The following is a 17,988-nucleotide window of genomic DNA, read 5'->3' as shown; positions in this document are numbered from 1 at the left end:
GTTCTTCCCATCTCTCTTTCTGCTTTTTTTTCTATTGTAACATGTTTCCCATCCGCTGGGCTGCTTCCATTACAAGAGGGGCATTCTGCTTCATCTTCTCTGATGTAAGCCGATTCGAAGGCCCGGATACCGATAGGGCTGCCACCATCTCACCGCGCACATTAAACAGCGGGACGGATACAGCCGCCGCTCCCTCTTCCCGCTCCTCCGAACTGGTCGCATAACCATTGCGGCGAATTTCCTGAAGCTGATCCATATAGCTGCCTTTATCGACCGCCTTTGGCCAGGCCGGATCATTCAATACGCGCAACTGGGCATCCGGCGGCGCATAAGCAACCAATACTTTGCTTGATGCACCCACCGCAAGTGGCATATGCGCCCCGATCGGCGCAACACGACGGATCGTCTCTCGGCTCTCCACAGCCTGAATACGTACCCGCTCCTGCTCATTGCGTACATATAAGCTGATCGTCTCCCCGATCTCATCGCGCAGACGTGTCATCTCCGGAAGTAGTACCGTCCCAATGTCTCCCTGCTGCGGATAATTCGCGGACAGCTGCCAAACACGGAAGCCGAGATGGTATTTCTCCGTCACTGTATCACGTGTTAGAAATCCCCGACCTTCAAGCGATCCAAGCAGGCGATATACGGTACTTTTATTCAGACTGACCCGCTGTGCAATCTCTGTCAGCGTCAGTTCCTGTTCATCAATAAAACAAAGAAGAATATCAAGCGCACGGTCTACGGCACGCACGGTCATCTTCGCATCTGTTGTTTCCATCCCGCTCACCTTCCTGGTTGAATAGAGTTTCGCAGAACGAAACCCTGTTGCAGTATTGTTCATTATACCTTATGTGAGATTCATCCGTAAATGATACCCTCACCAAAAAAAATTGATTTTACTAGTGTACGTACGGGTAAAAAAGCAGTATAATGTGTTGTGGAAACAGAAACAGAGTTTCATCCAATGAAACTAATACATTTGTACGGGAGGGAATTTACTTGGCTAAACAAGACACTTACGGTGTACATTCTACGCTGCAAGTCGGCGACAAATCGTACGCGTACTATTCTCTTAAGGCTCTCGAAGAAAAAGGACTTGGTCCAATTTCTAAACTGCCTTTCTCCATTAAAGTATTGCTTGAAGCAGCAGTTCGCCAATTCGATGGCGTAGCTGTTACAGAAGATCACGTGAAAAAGCTCGCTACATGGACTGAAGAGCGCGATGCGAATCAGGAAGTTCCTTTCACACCTGCTCGTATCGTACTGCAAGACTTCACTGGTGTACCAGCGGTTGTTGACCTCGCTGCTATGCGTCTTGCAATGAAAGAAATGGGCGGCAACCCAGAGCGTATCAACCCGCTCGTACCGGTTGACCTCGTAATCGACCACTCTGTAATGGTTGACGACTTCGGTAACCCGGATGCGCTTGAAAACAACATGAAACTTGAATTTGAACGCAACGCTGAGCGTTATCGCTTCCTGCGCTGGGCACAAACAGCATTCAACAACTTCCGTGCTGTTCCACCAGCAACAGGTATCGTTCACCAAGTTAACCTTGAGTACCTTGCATCAGTAGCAGCTACAAAAGAAGTAGACGGTGAAGTACAAGTATTCCCGGATTCTCTCGTAGGTACGGATTCTCATACAACAATGATCAACGGTCTTGGCGTAGTAGGCTGGGGCGTTGGTGGTATCGAAGCAGAAGCAGGTATGCTCGGACAGCCGCTTTACTTCGTAACTCCTGAAGTTGTTGGTTTCAAACTGACTGGCACACTGGCAGAAGGTGCTACAGCAACTGACCTGGCACTCACAATCGTTAACATCCTCCGTAAGAAGGGCGTTGTTGGTAAATTCGTTGAGTTCTACGGCCCAGGCCTTGGCAACATCACTCTGGCAGACCGTGCAACAGTTGCCAACATGGCTCCTGAATACGGCGCAACAATGGGCTTCTTCCCAGTTGACGAAGAAACTCTTAACTTCCTGCGTGCAACAGGTCGCAGCGAAGAGCAAGTAGCTCTTGTTGAAGCATACTACCAAGAACAAGGTCTGTTCCGTACAGATGATACTGTTGATCCAGTATTCTCTGAAACGCTTGAACTCGACATGAGCACAGTTGTTCCAACACTTGCAGGTCCGAAGCGTCCACAAGACCGTATCGAACTGACTGCAATGAAAGGTGCCTTCAACGATGCAATCCGCACTCCAATCGAAAAAGGCGGCTTCGGTCTGAGCGACGAACAAATCGCACAGAAAGTAGCACTTTCTCATAAAAACGGTAAGAAATCCGAACTCGGCACAGGTGCTGTTGTGATCGCGGCAATCACTAGCTGTACGAACACTTCCAACCCGAGCGTTATGCTGGGCGCAGGTCTCGTAGCGAAAAAAGCCGTAGAAAAAGGCCTTGTGAAACCGGAATACGTAAAATCCAGCCTCACTCCTGGTTCCCGTGTTGTAAAACAATACCTGGAAAAAGCAGGTCTGATTCAGCCGTTTGAAGCTCTTGGCTTCCATATCGCTGGTTACGGTTGTGCAACTTGTATCGGTAACAGCGGTCCGCTTCCAGAAGAAGTTAGCCAGGCAATTGCAGACAACGATATGACTGTTGCATCTGTACTGTCCGGTAACCGTAACTTCGAAGGCCGTGTACACGCACAAGTAAAAGCTAACTACCTGGCTTCTCCGCCGCTTGTTGTGGCATATGCACTTGCAGGTACAGTTGACATCGATCTTTCCAAAGACCCAATCGGTACAGGAAAAGATGGTCAACCAGTATATCTCAAAGACATCTGGCCAACAAATGCAGAAATCAAAGAAGCTGTTGCACAAGCAGTTCAAGCGCAAATGTTCGAAGAAGAGTACGGCAACGTATTCACAGCGAACCCACGCTGGAACGCAATCGAATTCCCAGAAGGACAGCTGTATGAGTGGGATGACAAGTCTACTTACATCCAACATCCACCGTTCTTCTCTGGCCTTGGCAACGAAGCTGGCAGCATTGAAGAAATCGTGGGTGCGAAAGCTCTCGCATTCCTTGGTGATTCCGTTACAACTGACCACATCTCTCCAGCAGGTAACATCGCACCGGCTAGCCCGGCAGGCGTATACCTTGGCGAGAATGGCGTAGAACGCAAAGACTTCAACTCATACGGTTCCCGTCGTGGTAACCATGAAGTTATGATGCGCGGTACGTTTGCAAACATCCGTATCCGCAACAAAATGGCACCGGGCACAGAAGGCGGCGTAACAACATACCTGCCAACTGGCGAAGTTATGCCGATCTACGATGCTTCTATGAAATATCAAGAAGCTGGCACTTCCCTCGTTGTTATCGCGGGTAAAGAATACGGTACTGGTAGCTCACGTGACTGGGCAGCAAAAGGTACATTCCTCCTTGGCGTTAAAGCGGTTATCGCTGAAAGCTTCGAGCGTATCCACCGCAGCAACCTCGTAGGTATGGGTGTTCTTCCACTTCAGTTCGCTGAAGGCACAAACCCAGAATCACTCGGCCTGACAGGTACTGAAACATTTGATATCTTTGGCCTGAGCAACGATGTAAAACCAGGTCAAACATTCAAAGTTACAGCAACACGTACAGACGGTACTTCTTTCGAGTTCGACGCAATCGTTCGTCTCGACAGCGTAGTCGATGTAGAATACTACCGTAACGGCGGTATCCTGCAAACTGTACTTCGTCAAATCGCAACAGAAGAAAAAGCTAACGTTTAATTTTTAATCCATCCTCATATACACACAGCAAAGAGAGCGGTCCCGACACAGGACCGCTCTTCTTTTTGTTTTTTGGGAATCGACAAGGCTTAGTGATGGAAGTAGAGAAGAGAGAAGCCGTTCGCTTCGGTACGCTTGGCAGAGAAGTCTAGACTGTCCGCTCCAGGAGCCCGGCGAACTCGCCCGCAAAAGAGGACCCACGATGTTTCTTCACTGAGGTATTGCGGGCAAAGGCACGTTCGCCGTTCTCCTTCCGCTGGGAGATAAGCGTACAGGCGCTCTCTTACTTCTCTCTTCTCTCCTCCCAAACAAAGTTGGATCAAAAAATAAAAACAATCAGCGGGGCGAAGCAACAAAAGAATTGCGCTTGATCATCGACCTGCCCAAGTATGGGCAGGAGCGGAGAAGGAAGTCGCCACGGAACGCCTGTACGCGCTACCTAGCGGAAGGGTTTGGGGCGCACGGGCTTTTGCCCATAATCCTTCCATGACCTAACATCCTGCCCTTTTATGGGCGAGTGTGCCTGAACCCTGGAGCGGCCCTGATCCACTTCCCTGCAAAGCGTACCGAAGTGACAGGCGGCTTCCTTCTCCGCTCCTCCACTACACTTTGGACAGATCCATCCATCAAACAAATCTTTTGCTACTCATGTCCTCACTCATGATCCAACCTCTCATCAATCCGCTTAAACAGCTCCCGAATCGCATCATCATCGAACTTCCCCTGCACACGGAATCCATCCAGCATATCACTCAACTCCTGCGCCACCTGTTCCTCATCTTCCTCTCTTTCAAGTGTAGATGGATCGAACCAGATATACGCATCTATATGACTGCCACGCAAATACGAGCGCTCCCACTGCTTCGGATAATCATATTCCTGTTCCCCAAGCACAATCGACAGCACATCATCCGTATCAACGGGCAGAAGATAATCGTACACTTCCTCCACCCCACCCTCCATCAGGTTAAGATGATGCTGTATATAGCGCACATAATGTTCACCCGTGTATGTATCTTTCACCATACTGTATCGTTCACGCTCTTTGGAGTCTAATGCCTGTACTTCCTGCATCCGTGCTTCCATTTCTTCATGTGAGATGGCCGTCTGCTTGCTTAAAGATTGTTTTGATTGATTCATATACTCTCGTCCTTTCCTTTTATCATATATGTACGATACCATATATACAGACAGGCTTCTAATTTTTCATCTGTCACGTTAGGAGGATTATCATGAAAGCTATACTTGTAGAAAAAGAAACCCGACATCTGTACATTGGAGAAACACCCGATCCAACAGTAGGCGATGATGAAATTCTAGTTCAAGTCAAAGCAACGGCCTTAAATCGAGCCGATCTCTTACAAAAACGCGGTCTATATCCACCGCCAAAAGGCGCCTCAGAGATTATCGGCCTTGAGATGGCAGGGGTGATCGAGGCAGTCGGACGTAATGTAGTGAACCATAAACCAGGTGATCGCGTCTGCGCATTGCTGCCAGGTGGTGGATACGCTGAAAAAACAGTGATTCCCGCAGGCATGGCAATTCCGATTCCCGATTCATTCAGTTTTGCAGAAGCAGCAGCCATCCCGGAAGTATTCCTGACCGCGTACCTGAATCTATTCTGGCTTGGTGGACTTCAGCCTGGATACAATGTACTCATTCACGCTGGGGCAAGCGGTGTCGGGACAGCAGCCATTCAACTTGTACGCGAAGCAGGAGCAACCGCAATCGTAACAGCAGGCAGTGAAGAGAAGCTTGCTACCTGCCGGAAACTTGGCGCTTCGACACTGATCAATTATAAAGACGGTCCTTTCCTTGATGCCGTAAAAGAAGCAACCGATGGAAAAGGCGTCAACATCATTCTCGACTTCATCGGCGCGTCATATTGGGAGCAAAACATTAAATCACTGGCCGTAGACGGCAGACTTGTGATCATCGGCACGATGGGTGGAGCAAAAGCGGGGGCAATCAACCTTGGTCTGCTTCTCAGCCGCCGCTTACAGGTTATCGGAACGGCGCTTCGTTCCCAGCCCGTGGAGAAAAAACTCGCTCTCACTCAAGAATTTTGTGAGTTTGCCCTGCCGCGTTTTCAAGATGGACGTCTTGTCCCGGTGATTGATTCTACCTGGGACTGGACACAGGTAAATGAAGCTCACGCTCATATGGAACAAAATAAAAATACCGGAAAAATCATTTTAACTCTGCCATAATTCATAAAGTTCATAGAAAAAGCACAGGGATCGTGTTTCTCCTGTGCTTTTGGCATTTGTTATATGACTACTTCCAGATACTTTGCTACCGCAGCCAATCGCTGCTGCTTCTCGCGCCGAAGCATAAGCGATTGCTCCAACGTTACGGCACAAAACCGTACCTTCGTCTGCGGTCGACATTGATTTAGTAGATCAAGGTCCGAGCTGATTACGGCACCGATGGTAACAAACCCGCCACCTGTTGTTGCATCGTTCATCATAATAATGATCTCCTCTGGATTCGGCACAATAATAACCCCAACCGGATATGCAATATCCACAATATTAGATGATCGACTCCCGGCTCCAAATGAAGGGGGACTATCCTCAAACGGTACAGGCCCCCCTTGCAAGCGATAGGCGACACGGCTTGATTCCGTCCCCACTTCCCATTCCGCATCTAGAAAGTTCCGAACTCCTTCATCACTAATTCGATATACACCGAGGCCCATTACCATATTAATGTGCTGTTCTTTCTCAAAAGAAGGCCAATACTTCTCTGGAATGCTCTTCTCCACATAAAAGCCCAGTCCTTCTGCGGACTCGCCAAACTGTAAAGTTCCACCTGCTACTGCCTTATAGCCACCAAACTTTTCATTTTTATTCACCATATACGTTGATCGACTATGAAGCGTTTCTGATAGCTGGATTCCGCCTGCTATACACATATACGTACAAACTCCCTGCTGTGCAAACGAAAACGATACTTGATCACCCGCTTTTACTTCTAAGCTCTGCCACATCGGAACAGATATCCCATTCACAAAACAATCGACTGGCGCACCGACAATAGCGATGATCGCTCGCTTGTGAAATAGTAGCGTAGGACCAAGCATCCTAAATTCAAGCCCCGCATAAGACACAGGATTGCCAACAAGCATGTTACCAATCTGAAAAGAGTAGCGGTCCGCAGCTCCAGAAGGCGGTACCCCGAGATGATAAAATCCACTCCTCCCCAAATCTTGTACAGTCGTATACACCCCCGACGTAATAAACTCGATCATACGTACAGCTCCTTCATAATCGAGTCCATATACGCCTTGCCTTCCTGTGCATACTGCTGAAAAGACAGCTCAATTTGCTTGCCTCGATATGTGTATGTTCCTGCCGCTACTTCTTGGGCAATCTGATCATATTCCCGTTCATCTATGGCGCGGTGTACCCAGACCTCTCCCTCACGAGCAAGAAAGAACGTATCTGCGAACTCAGCTAGCTGCTGTTCTGGATGATATACCGGAACCGGGGTCATTCCGATCAACTGATAACTGCCCGGGCTCTCCACTGGATATACAACCGTAAACCCGCCACCAATCCCTACTGCTTGCTTCGGAGTCGTCGTGCGCGGACTTACGTATTTCGGCACTTCGATGACCGATGCCGGTTCCGCAGTCAATGGAAATTCCCATGCTGTTCCGAGGATATATCCCGTCATCGTAATTAAATACGGGGTACTGCAATGTCTCGCGATAAAGGCATCTCCATCCGCAGAGCGCGTCTTCTCTACTACGAAATCAAAGTCAGAAATACATTCATTCAAATTACGCTCACGAAAGCGTTGTGCGTATTCTCTCGTGATCGGATCGTTATACCATGTTGGGATCTCCAGAATCCGAGTTGGAAGTATCATCTCCTGTAGCTTGTTGTTTTTCAAATCAATCTCTTTTATATAATCCATCAACTCCCAGGGAGCAATCACATCTGGATTGTACCGGACTAAATACGATGCATTAGCAGGGCAAATCTCCAGAATACCAGGAATTTTATTCTCCTGAAGAGCTCTCGCAACAGCAAGCGCCTTAAATGCGCTTGCCACATCCATCTCCCGCGAGATTTCTGCATATATATATTCGTCCCCCACAAATGAAAATCGCGTCTCTGCCAGTGCAAACATCCGCTCACTCCCTTCCAAATGGAAAATATTTTTTAATTTTACGACTCATCGTGGCCTCACTGACCCCAAGTACCCGTGCAGCATCGGATGCTGTTTCATATTTTCGGAGCGCCAGGGACAGCAGCTCATTTTCCACCTGTTCAAGCGCATCTTTTAATGGCCTAATATGCATGATCATCGGTTCTATCGTCTGCTCCTCATCGGTTTCTCCGTACAAAGTAGCAAGCGCATCTTTTTCTTCAACGAAAAGGCCACGTGTTGTGACAACGAGACGCTCGATTACATTTTGCAACTCTCGTACATTTCCCGGCCATTGGTATGTTTCTAGCACTTCTACCGCCTGCCGCGACAACTGCTTTTCCTTGCCATACATCGTACTGAACTGTTCCAGAAAATAAAGCGATAGCGGAATAATATCAATCGCTCGCTCACGCAAGGGCGGAATACGCACCGGAATTACATGCAATCGATAATATAGATCCTCTCGAAAGGTCTGCTCCCGTACTTTCTGCTTTAAGTCTTTATTTGTGGCAGCGATAACTCGCACGTCGACTGGAATACTGTGTGTTCCACCGACACGACGCACTTCTTTCTCCTGAAGCACCCGTAGCAGCTTCACCTGCAAATTCATGGGTAACTCCGCTACTTCATCGAGAAAAATCGTTCCTTCGTGCGCTGCTTCAAACAGACCGGCTCGCCCCTTCCGATCAGCTCCAGTAAACGCTCCACTTTCATATCCGAAAAACTCGCTTTCAATCAAATTCTCTGGGATCGCCCCGCAGTTCACACGAATAAATGGCTTGTCCCGGCGCAAACTGTGATCATGAATGGTCTGCGCAAATACTTCTTTACCGACCCCGGACTCTCCAAGCAAGAGGACAGTGGAGTTTACCTCCGCAATCATCTTCACCTGATCCACAATGGTCTCCATCGCTTTTGAACGATAGATCAACGACTTCATTGGTTGCTTTTCATTTTCTGGTCCAAAATCATCGGCATGTTCCATCTGATATTCATTTAATTCTGTAATATCTCGCAGGACAATGACCACTTTTTCAATCCGTTTCCGCTGCCAGACCGGCACCCCTACCGCCCAGATTTTGCGCCCGCTCTTCATCGTCTGCACATGCATGACTTTTTGCTTTTGTCGGCAGCAGTTCGTCACAATATCTGTCGGAAAAATCCCCTGTTGCCCCAATTCATATATGGACTGACCTATGACGGCTTCCGGTCCATGCACAAGCCAGAATTCACGCGAAAACGTTCCGGATAACCGAATCACTACACCGTGCTCATTCACGACCACAATTTGTTCATTAGCAGACGTGTAAATCGCTTGCAAATCCTCATTCAAATTACGCACGAATTTTAACTCACGCACAGCCTCTTCCAGGTGTTCCTGCAAATAAAACAGATGAACACTACCAACAACCTGACCGCTCTGGTACAGTGGAGAGAAGTTGCCGATGATATGTCTTGAATTAAAATAGTTCGATACACTAACAAGCTGCTTGCCCGACAAAACTGCGTTCATTTGCTTTTCCGCAGATAGCAGCGTCTCATACTTTCGATATAACAATACATCCTGAGGCATCCCAAATATCTCAGCTGCCTGCTCATTCAAAAAAGTTATCCGTGATTGTTCGTCTGTTGTGACAATTCCAATTCCTGCTCCATCAAAAATTTGTTCCAGCTGGTTCAGCTTTAAGCCGGTCGCTTCATGCCTGGCCCGTTCAATCGTCGTAAACCCTATATATCTTCCTGAGAGATCCTTACCGAGCACGACCGAAATATTGTGATAAAACTCAACCACTGCCTCTTCTTCGACGACAAGAATGTTCTCACAGTACACAACAGGGTCATCTAAAGAAGACGCATCTGCAGCCTGCCTTAGCAAGTAGCTCTCATCCACATATCCCACGATTGTTTGTCCATCACCAATGAATAAAATTTTCTCCTGGGCATGCTGACAGCGCTGAATCGCCTGGCGAATGGTACAATCCCTTGCAGCAAGAATCGGAATAGGATGCAAAATCTCTTTCCATTTCACCATGCGGACCACCTTTATATGTTATAAAATTCTTTATTTTATTATTTTAATAATAATTATAATAATTCAGAAAAAAAGTCAAGAAGAGCTATCCCATTGTCACATGGGATAGCCCTTCTTCGTACTTCTTCACATCTATGCTGTAATTTCTGTGGATACGCTTTCACTTTTGCATACGGCATGGCAATGTGATTCTGCCGCACAACACTGGGAGCATATATTTCCCGTATGGAACGGACAGTATAGCATATCTTCACTGATGAACTCACCCGCGCATGTACCGCAAGTATGCACACTTTCTCCATACTTATTTGGATGGGCAGCAGTTGACGGATTCTCTGCGATTCGGCCAGTGAAATATGTCTTTCCCTTGGTCACGACTGCAATGATGATACTGATCGCACTGGCCAGTACCCCCGCAAGCAAGGCCGCGAATCCAGCAAGTACCGGCCCGTATGAACCAGAAGCAAGCACCGTGCCCACTGCACTTGCAATCACAACCGAAACAACCCCAACCGGATTCCACTCTGGAAGAAATCCACGGCGATGCTCGACATGAAGCTGCCCTAATTTAAGCCACTTCTTAATAATAATCATATCCGTTACAAGAATCGAGCCCCAGGCAAACAGGAATACACCCTGGAATGTTAGCATCGGTCCGATATAATCAAGAATTCCGAATAGCATGCAGCCAATTGCCAGCACTGCTGTCGTCACAACCCAGAAGACCCGCCCCGGCGTAAAGTGGAACACCCGTGCAAAAAAGTTAGCCAGCGACATCGAACCGCTATACAGATTGGTCACATTAATACGAAGCTGTGTCAAGATGGCAAATAGGGCACCCCAGACTCCCATTGCCGTTACAAAATACACACCTGGATTATCAGCCATATAGCGAACACCAAACCAGATCCCGAGAACACCAGATAAGAAGAAACAGATGAGCTGCGGGATAAACCCGACCGCGAACACACCGATTTTAAACTCCTCCTGTTTGATGAACCTGGCGTAGTCGGAAATGAGAAGCGCCATAATTCCGACGAGACCATTCATAATCCCGATACAAGTAATGAGTCCGATACCGCCTACGTGTACGCCTTCTGGAAGGAACGTTAGCCAGCGGTCTGCATTCGGGAACTCTTTCGTTGTCGTTATATAAATACCTGCGCAAAGCAAAACCAGATAAAGCGGAAGCGAATATTTCTGAAACATCTGCAACTGCTTAACCCCGTACCAGTTCAACGGAATGACAGCCAGACCAAAAAAGATCATAAGCGCCCAAATGGGAAGCGCTTTCATATACTCATGTACGGCGAGTGCCATAATAGACCCTTCAATGGCACAGTACATAATGAAATTGATGGCGTAAATAAATGAAGTGATAGAAGCCCCAATGAATCCAAATCCAGCGCCGCGTGACATCAGATTCACATTCAATCCATTTTTCGCTGCAAAGTACGCAATCGTAACCCCAAGGAATCCCGTAACCAGCGTCGCATATAGCTCAGCCAGCAATGCATTCACACTTCCAAATTGAACAGCCATCAAGCTTCCCATCTGCATAAATAACATAGCCGTCGCAATTCCTACCGCCACATTCATGAGTCCCGGCCAGCGTAAGCGTGAATGCTTTGGCACACGTTGCAGTGCGTAATCCTCCTTTTGTTCATTTTTTTCTTCCTGATTTGCCGTTAGTATTTCCGCCATCTATTCCATCTCCTTTCCATTTGAGATCAACAAAGGGGCGAAAAGCCGCCCCTTCGATAGATTTCCTATGCCCAGTGAGCCAGCGTACGTTTGTACATCATCTCCCGATACTGTGCTGTCGAGTTCGGCAGTACTGCTCCCACTGTATAATCCATGATGACACCATAGCGACGAATCACATCTAACTCGTCAATTTCTCCGTTTTTGAACTTCTCTTCTACAACGTATATATCTTCTTCAAGCCAGCCCTGACGCTCGGCACGAATGCTTGCACGCTCCTGTTTGGTTGCTTCCTCATCAATTTCAAACAGGTCAAGATCCCGATCAATCTCCTTGATAATAACCCCGTAATCTCGACGGGCACGCTCAATCGAAACATACTCATCAATCACATCTTCAAGCACTAACTGCGGACTGCGTTCCAGCGGATCACCCAATCCACCACCACCTGCGGCCGGACGGTCAAATGAATCGCCCTGCTTCAGCTCCACATTTGAAAAAATCGTGCCTAAGAAACGTTCGTTATCTGTTTCCGGATTCAGCCAGGCACCATGCGGCATGGAAGGAAGGCCACCCTGAATGCCCCATGTAATCGAACGGGAACGGTCGCAGCAGTAGGACATAATCGTATTCTCAGCTGTTGTCAGTACACCACCCTTACGTATGCCTGTACCTCCACGAAACTTACCAGGTCCCGCTGAATCCGTTACGATCTCATGATGTGTAGTAAGAACAGGCGACAGCCGCTCCTGACCTTCACATGGTTGAATGCTTAACCCTACACCGAATACTGGGGACATTGCATTCGCTCCATCTTTATACGAACGGCCACCATGTCCACCAGCCATCCAGTCATACCACATAAAGTAACTATCATATCCCGGACGGCGATCCCATCCTCCAATCAGCAAGTATTCCAGATTGAATGAGCAGGCAAGTGCTCGCTCCGGCATAATCTCCGACCAGAGCTCAAAAATCGCATTCATGATTTTTTCATACGCCCCGGAGCAGAATCCCGTAACAGCCGCTGGCCACGGAGCATTTACTACTGAATTCTCCGGCAGATTCACATGCAGGAGTCGATAAAATCCAGAGTTCAACGGAATATCAGGGAAGAATGTTTTCGTTCCAGATACAACGGCCGAGAACGAAGCCCCAAATCCAGCATTGAGGAAGCAGCTAATATACGGATGAGAACCAGAAAGATCATAATAAATCTCATCATCCTTGATCGTCATCTTCACCTGGATCGGAATCAGTTGATCCCCAATCTCCGGGTCCATATCAATATAATCCGTTGTTTCCCACGTCCCGTCCGGTAGCGCAGCAACACGGGATCGACCAAGCCGCTCCACGTAGTTCTGCACTTCTTCAAAAGCGGTCAATACCGTATCTAGACTGTACTTTTCGATCAAGCGAACAAGCTGTACTTCCCCTACTTTTGTTGCCTCCGCCTGTGCACGCAAATCGCCTAATCGTTCTTCTGGAATCCTCATATTCGACACAAGCAGATTGGCTACATCCGTCAAATACTGTCCCTTACTCCAGATTCGAACAGGTGGAATACGCATTCCTTCGCCATAATGATCTTTTGAGCGAACATTAAAGGAGCCCGGCACCGTTCCGCCGACATCAGCCCAGTGTCCATTCGACTGCATGAAGGAAATAAGCTTCCCATCATAAAAGACCGGACGTACAACCCGTACGTCGCAGAAGTGTGTACCGCCCCGATACGGATCGTTAATCAGGAATACGTCCCCTGGATGAATATCATCCCCAAAGTCCTCCAGAACTGCTTTAGCTGTCAGATGAAGCGTCCCTACGTGCACGGAGATATCTTGTGTTCCCTGCATAATGGTATTGCCTTCCCCATCGCAAATGGCGGAACTAAAATCGCGGCTATAAATAACGAATGAATAGCACGTACGCAAAATTTGCTCGGACATCTGGTCGACGAGATTGACAAACGCATTCTTTAATACTTCAAATGTGACCGGGTCCAGACGGTTGTTAGTCGCTACCTGTGTGTGATTCATGCTTTCTCCTCCGCATCTTTATAATGTAATAACAGGTTTTTATAAGCATCTACTTCCGCTCTGAATCCAGGCGGTACAACGGTAGTAGAGTCGAGCTGTTCAATAATCGCCGGACCATGGAACACTGAGCCAACCGGAATAAGCGGGCGATAATAAACGGTCGCTTCTACAAATCCACCGCTTTCTTCAAAATAAACCTCACGCGTTCCGCGAATCGCACCCGCTAGACTACCTTTTGGTTCTTCCATTGGTAAATCCGGCTTTGGCACTGTGCCAATTGCTGCTACCCGCAGGCCATAAATCTCAACGCCCTGCTCCCGATCTGAAAAGGCAAATTCACGTTCATGTTCCAGATGGAACTGTTCCAGCGCTTGTTCCAATGAATGAATCGGACGTGAAGCCACTACAGAGATAGAACGCCATTGTCCCATGTACCGCATATCCAGATAACGAATAAGCTGTGTATTCGCAAGCTCCACACCTTCCTCTTCCAGAAGCTGTGCTGCCTCCGTCTCCATGCGCGTGAATTCTTTTTCCAGCTCCGTAAGCGATGCATCCTGAATGTTGACCACATACGTTTTAGAAATATCATGACGCACATCTACAAGCAGGCAACCCATCGCTGATGTAATGCCTGGATGCGGCGGTACAATGACCGTTGGAATCTCCAGTTCTTTTGCTAGATGTGCACCGTGCAACGCACCCGCTCCCCCGAATACAACAAGCGCGAAATCACGCGGATCATAGCCACGGCGTACGGAAATCAACCGCAACGCATCACACATATTGGCATTCGCTACTTTGATAATCGCATCGGCTGCTTCGGCTTCTGTATATCCAAAAGGCTCGGCAATTTTTTTGACAACTTCGTGTGCTTTTTCTTTATCCAGTGTCATCTGCCCATCTAACAGTTCAGTTCCCAGTCGTCCAAGCAAGACGTTAGCGTCGCTGTTTGTCGGCTCCATACCCCCACGCTGATAGCAAGCAGGTCCTGGCGTAGCCCCGGCACTCTGCGGACCATTGCGCAACGATCCACCCTCATCTACCCAGGCAAGACTCCCGCCGCCTGCCCCAATGGTGAGAATCTCAATGCTTGGAAATCCGATCGGATAGCCGTATTCGATATACCAGTCATTCGTTACACGTAGGTCTCCGTTGTACATGAGAGAAATATCTGTACTCGTCCCCCCCATGTCCAGACCGATTGCATTTTGGAAACCACACAGTTTGGCGATATGCGCACTGGCGATCGCCCCGGCCGCAATACCCGAACTTGCCAGACGTGCCGCATAGCGCGGAACCGTTTCCGCTGTCATAACCCCGCCCCCAGAGTGAAGGACAAGCACATCTCCTTTATATCCACCTTCGTGTAAGGAAGCTGACAATTCCTGAATATACGTGCTAACGATCGGGCCAAGCACTGCATTGACGATGGTGGTACTAATTCTTTCGTGTTCAAAAATTTCCGGAAGAGTTTCGCTTGAGGTACAAATATATACACCCGGCAGTTCTTCCTGAAGAATCTCCTTCATTCGCTGCTCATGCAGCCCATTCACATACGCGTTCATAAATCCGATTGCGATTGATTCTACGCCGCGTTTCTTCAGTTTCCGGGCAAGCATCCGCGCTTCCTGTTCATCGAGCGGCGTTACAATCTCTCCGTTATAATCAACACGCTCCGTTACCTCAAAACGGTCACGGCGGCGTATGTATGGCGGTGCAACATCTTCATAGGCATCCCACAATTCGAGTTTCGTACCACGGCGAATCTCTGGAACATCCCGAAACCCTTTCGTTGCAATAAAGACAGTCTTTGGCAGACGGCGCGTAATCAGTGCATTCGTTCCAACCGTTGTCCCATGTGAAAACAGGGCAATTTCTGAAGGTGGTACAGCCGAATCATGAATCCCTTGCAAAATGCCCCGTGCCGGGTTATCAGGTGTTGAGGAAACCTTTGTCACAGCAATCTTTCCTGTTTCTTCATCAAAAACAAATACGTCGGTAAAAGTTCCGCCAACATCTACGGCTACATTGTACTTCCCCATTCTCGATGTCCTCCTTTAACTGTATAACCGGCATAGTTGCTGGTTTGCTTTTATACGAAGCAATAAAGGTGCCAATTTTTAAAATATACAAAATATAAATAAATATATAATTCCGTTTATTTAATGCTGTTATTTGGCTCTATAAGCTTTCAAAATCAAAAGTTAGCTTTCATTTTTGAAAGTTTGTATGTCTCATTAACGATACAGTGAAAAAAGACCTATAAAATCATATTTTAAGTCACAATATCCGTATTACTTGTTTTCTTTTTAACAGAATGTATATATTATAAGTATTGGAAATAGTTCATAACTCACATTAAAGGAAGAATTTGGTGATTTATATTATGGATGAGCGAAGAAAAGAAGAGCGACGAATTCTATATATTCCGCTCTGCTCGGATGTAACAATCGGCTCCATACACCAGCAGGAGGTTTTATGCGGAAGTATGGAAGCGTGTATCAAAGACATTTCCATCCATGGTCTGCGCTGTATCTCCCCCCTTCGTTTTCCTATTAATTCTAATTTCATCCTGCGATTTCAAACTCGAATCATGGATAATGTAATCAATCTTGACGGCAACATCGCCTGGCGAAAAAATGACCCTCAGGCTCCTGGCATATACGAGTATGGCATTCAACTGCATCATGATGAATTTTCGAGTGCTATGTTTACGAAATTATTTAATGATATGGGAATCTGGCTTAAAAGCAGCTCGTTCGTTCCAGGCTGCCGTTTCTGCACCAAAGAAACTTGTCCGCTCTATCCGAGCAAACACAAAATCGAGCACCACTAAAAAAGCGCTCCGTCTTAGTGACGAAGCGCTTTTTTCTTTACTATACTGTTTCTTTTTTACGTTTATCACGCGGGATTTTGCGGGCTACACCAGAAGCAATGGCAGCGTCGACTACTGCATCACGAACACGTTTTACCACTTTATCATTGAATACACTCGGAATGATATACTGCTCATTCAGTTCTGCGTCTGTAATGATGGAAGCAATCGCGTGTGCAGTCGCTACTTTCATCTCTTCTGTAATATCAGTTGCCCGGCAGTCAAACGCGCCTCGGAACATACCTGGGAAGCAGAGAACATTGTTGATCTGGTTCGGATAATCAGAACGGCCCGTTGCCAGGACACGCACCAAACCTTCCGCTTCTTCCGGATCAATCTCTGGCTGCGGATTCGCCATCGCAAATACAATCGGATCTTTCGCCATTGTCTGCACCATTTCACGCTTCAGGATGCCACCACGCGACACACCGATGAACACATCGGCATCAACAAGCGCATCAGCCAACTGCCCCTGAATGTCATGCGGGTTGGTCATGTTGGATACTTCTTCCCAGACCGGATTTTCGTAGGTAACGGAACGGGATAGAATGCCATCACGGTCAACACCGATCACATTTTTCGCACCAGCGCTCAAAATAATCTTCGTGCAAGCCACCCCTGCCGCTCCCATGCCAGTTACGACAATTTTGCAGTCTTCAATTTTCTTGCCGACAATCTTAAGCGCATTCAGAAGCCCCGCCAGAATGACAACGGCTGTACCGTGTTGATCATCATGGAAAACCGGGATATCAAGACGCTCACGGAGAGCCCGCTCGATTTCAAAGCAGCGCGGAGCCGCAATATCTTCTAGATTAATGCCTCCGAATGCAGGAGCCATCCGAACAATCGTTTCAATAATTTCATCTGTATCTTTTGTATCGAGGCAGATCGGGAAGCCATCCACTCCGGCAAGCTGTTTAAACAACATCGCTTTTCCCTCCATAACGGGCATAGCCGCGTACGGTCCAATGTCACCAAGTCCAAGCACCGCTGTTCCATCACTTACAATCGCTACTGTATTGCGCTTAATCGTCAGCTTGTACGCTTTGTACGGGTCCTGTGCGATCGCTTCACATACTGCAGCTACACCTGGTGTATATACGCGGGATAAATCTTCCCGGTTCTGAATCGGACGCTTCGGCTTCATTTCAATTTTTCCGCCAATATGGCTGAGGAAGGTGCGGTCCGATACCGTTACAATTTTAACGCCCGAAAGACTCTCCAGATTTTGCACAACTTCATCAATCTGTGCCCGGTTTTTCGTATTAATGGTAAAGTCTTTTACTGTCTCTTCATTTGAAGATTGAACAACGTCCATTGCCACAATATCACCCTGCGCCTTGCTAACGGCAGTAGCAATATCAATAAAACTTACTTGCTTGACATCCACTTCAAGACGCACAATGATGCTCGTGCCCATAGATGTAAACGGCTTCATTAAAATTCCC

The 17,988-nt window shown here is 47.6% G+C and carries 12 protein-coding genes; 3 read left to right on the top strand and 9 right to left on the bottom strand.

The window, feature by feature from the left end:
• Positions 1 to 31: 31 nt before the first annotated feature.
• Positions 32 to 781 carry an IclR family transcriptional regulator gene (locus CB4_RS04015; protein ID WP_096463691.1) on the bottom strand — a complete coding sequence of 250 codons (750 nt, stop codon included), beginning with the start codon at positions 779 to 781 and terminating at the stop codon, positions 32 to 34.
• A 221-nt stretch (positions 782 to 1,002) separates the two neighbouring features.
• On the opposite strand from CB4_RS04015, the gene acnA reads away from it, so the two are divergent.
• A complete protein-coding gene (gene acnA / locus CB4_RS04010) occupies positions 1,003 to 3,729 on the top strand; it encodes an aconitate hydratase AcnA (RefSeq protein ID WP_096463690.1) in 2,727 nt (908 codons plus the stop codon).
• 654 nt (positions 3,730 to 4,383) lie between these two features.
• Here the strand turns inward: acnA and CB4_RS04005 are convergent.
• Positions 4,384 to 4,869, bottom strand: a complete 486-nt coding sequence (locus CB4_RS04005) for a hypothetical protein (protein WP_096463689.1) — start codon at positions 4,867 to 4,869, stop codon at positions 4,384 to 4,386.
• Between the two features lie 92 nt (positions 4,870 to 4,961).
• Between CB4_RS04005 and CB4_RS04000 the strand changes: the two genes are divergently transcribed.
• Complete coding sequence (locus CB4_RS04000; protein ID WP_096463688.1) at positions 4,962 to 5,939, top strand: NAD(P)H-quinone oxidoreductase; 978 nt, start codon at positions 4,962 to 4,964, stop codon at positions 5,937 to 5,939.
• 59 nt (positions 5,940 to 5,998) lie between these two features.
• Here the strand turns inward: CB4_RS04000 and CB4_RS03995 are convergent, their stop codons facing one another.
• From CB4_RS03995 to CB4_RS03970, 6 genes are all read right to left on the bottom strand, one after another.
• Complete coding sequence (locus CB4_RS03995; protein WP_096463687.1) at positions 5,999 to 6,982, bottom strand: 5-oxoprolinase subunit C family protein; 984 nt, start codon at positions 6,980 to 6,982, stop codon at positions 5,999 to 6,001.
• Positions 6,979 to 7,869, bottom strand: coding sequence for a 5-oxoprolinase subunit B family protein (locus CB4_RS03990; protein ID WP_096463686.1), 891 nt, complete (start codon positions 7,867 to 7,869; stop codon positions 6,979 to 6,981). The genes CB4_RS03995 and CB4_RS03990 overlap by 4 nt, the downstream gene beginning before the upstream one ends.
• A 4-nt stretch (positions 7,870 to 7,873) precedes the next feature.
• Positions 7,874 to 9,922: a sigma 54-interacting transcriptional regulator gene (locus CB4_RS03985; RefSeq protein WP_096463685.1), complete on the bottom strand. Its 2,049-nt coding sequence runs from the start codon at positions 9,920 to 9,922 to the stop codon at positions 7,874 to 7,876.
• 132 nt (positions 9,923 to 10,054) lie between these two features.
• Positions 10,055 to 11,626 carry a purine-cytosine permease family protein gene (locus CB4_RS03980; RefSeq protein ID WP_231956137.1) on the bottom strand — a complete coding sequence of 524 codons (1,572 nt, stop codon included), beginning with the start codon at positions 11,624 to 11,626 and terminating at the stop codon, positions 10,055 to 10,057.
• A 65-nt stretch (positions 11,627 to 11,691) separates the two neighbouring features.
• Entirely contained in the window at positions 11,692 to 13,662 is a 1,971-nt protein-coding gene (locus CB4_RS03975) for a hydantoinase B/oxoprolinase family protein (protein ID WP_096463684.1), read from the bottom strand.
• Positions 13,659 to 15,707: a hydantoinase/oxoprolinase family protein gene (locus tag CB4_RS03970; RefSeq protein WP_096463683.1), complete on the bottom strand. Its 2,049-nt coding sequence runs from the start codon at positions 15,705 to 15,707 to the stop codon at positions 13,659 to 13,661. The genes CB4_RS03975 and CB4_RS03970 overlap by 4 nt, the downstream gene beginning before the upstream one ends.
• A 332-nt stretch (positions 15,708 to 16,039) precedes the next feature.
• On the opposite strand from CB4_RS03970, the gene CB4_RS03965 reads away from it, so the two are divergent.
• Positions 16,040 to 16,501, top strand: a complete 462-nt coding sequence (locus tag CB4_RS03965) for a PilZ domain-containing protein (protein WP_096463682.1) — start codon at positions 16,040 to 16,042, stop codon at positions 16,499 to 16,501.
• A gap of 40 nt (positions 16,502 to 16,541) precedes the next feature.
• Here the strand turns inward: CB4_RS03965 and CB4_RS03960 are convergent, their stop codons facing one another.
• A complete protein-coding gene (locus CB4_RS03960) occupies positions 16,542 to 17,978 on the bottom strand; it encodes an NAD-dependent malic enzyme (protein ID WP_096463681.1) in 1,437 nt (478 codons plus the stop codon).
• Positions 17,979 to 17,988: the final 10 nt, after the last annotated feature.

The organism is Aneurinibacillus soli (genome assembly GCF_002355375.1).
Taxonomy (GTDB): Bacteria; Bacillota; Bacilli; order Aneurinibacillales; family Aneurinibacillaceae; genus Aneurinibacillus; species Aneurinibacillus soli.
The sequence above is the reverse complement of the archived record's forward strand: the minus strand, read 5'-3'. Positions and strand labels throughout refer to the sequence as shown.

Excerpts from the sequence above, each read along its gene's own strand:
- CB4_RS04000 (WP_096463688.1), top strand. The coding sequence starts at position 4,962 with ATGAAAGCTATACTTGTAGAAAAAGAAACCCGACATCTGTACATTGGA.
- CB4_RS04015 (WP_096463691.1), bottom strand. The coding sequence starts at position 781 with ATGGAAACAACAGATGCGAAGATGACCGTGCGTGCCGTAGACCGTGCG.
- CB4_RS03995 (WP_096463687.1), bottom strand. The coding sequence starts at position 6,982 with ATGATCGAGTTTATTACGTCGGGGGTGTATACGACTGTACAAGATTTG.
- CB4_RS03985 (WP_096463685.1), bottom strand. The coding sequence starts at position 9,922 with ATGGTGAAATGGAAAGAGATTTTGCATCCTATTCCGATTCTTGCTGCA.
- CB4_RS03960 (WP_096463681.1), bottom strand. The coding sequence starts at position 17,978 with ATGAAGCCGTTTACATCTATGGGCACGAGCATCATTGTGCGTCTTGAA.
- CB4_RS03990 (WP_096463686.1), bottom strand. The coding sequence starts at position 7,869 with ATGTTTGCACTGGCAGAGACGCGATTTTCATTTGTGGGGGACGAATAT.
- CB4_RS03980 (WP_231956137.1), bottom strand. The coding sequence starts at position 11,626 with ATGGCGGAAATACTAACGGCAAATCAGGAAGAAAAAAATGAACAAAAG.
- CB4_RS03975 (WP_096463684.1), bottom strand. The coding sequence starts at position 13,662 with ATGAATCACACACAGGTAGCGACTAACAACCGTCTGGACCCGGTCACA.
- CB4_RS04005 (WP_096463689.1), bottom strand. The coding sequence starts at position 4,869 with ATGAATCAATCAAAACAATCTTTAAGCAAGCAGACGGCCATCTCACAT.
- CB4_RS03970 (WP_096463683.1), bottom strand. The coding sequence starts at position 15,707 with ATGGGGAAGTACAATGTAGCCGTAGATGTTGGCGGAACTTTTACCGAC.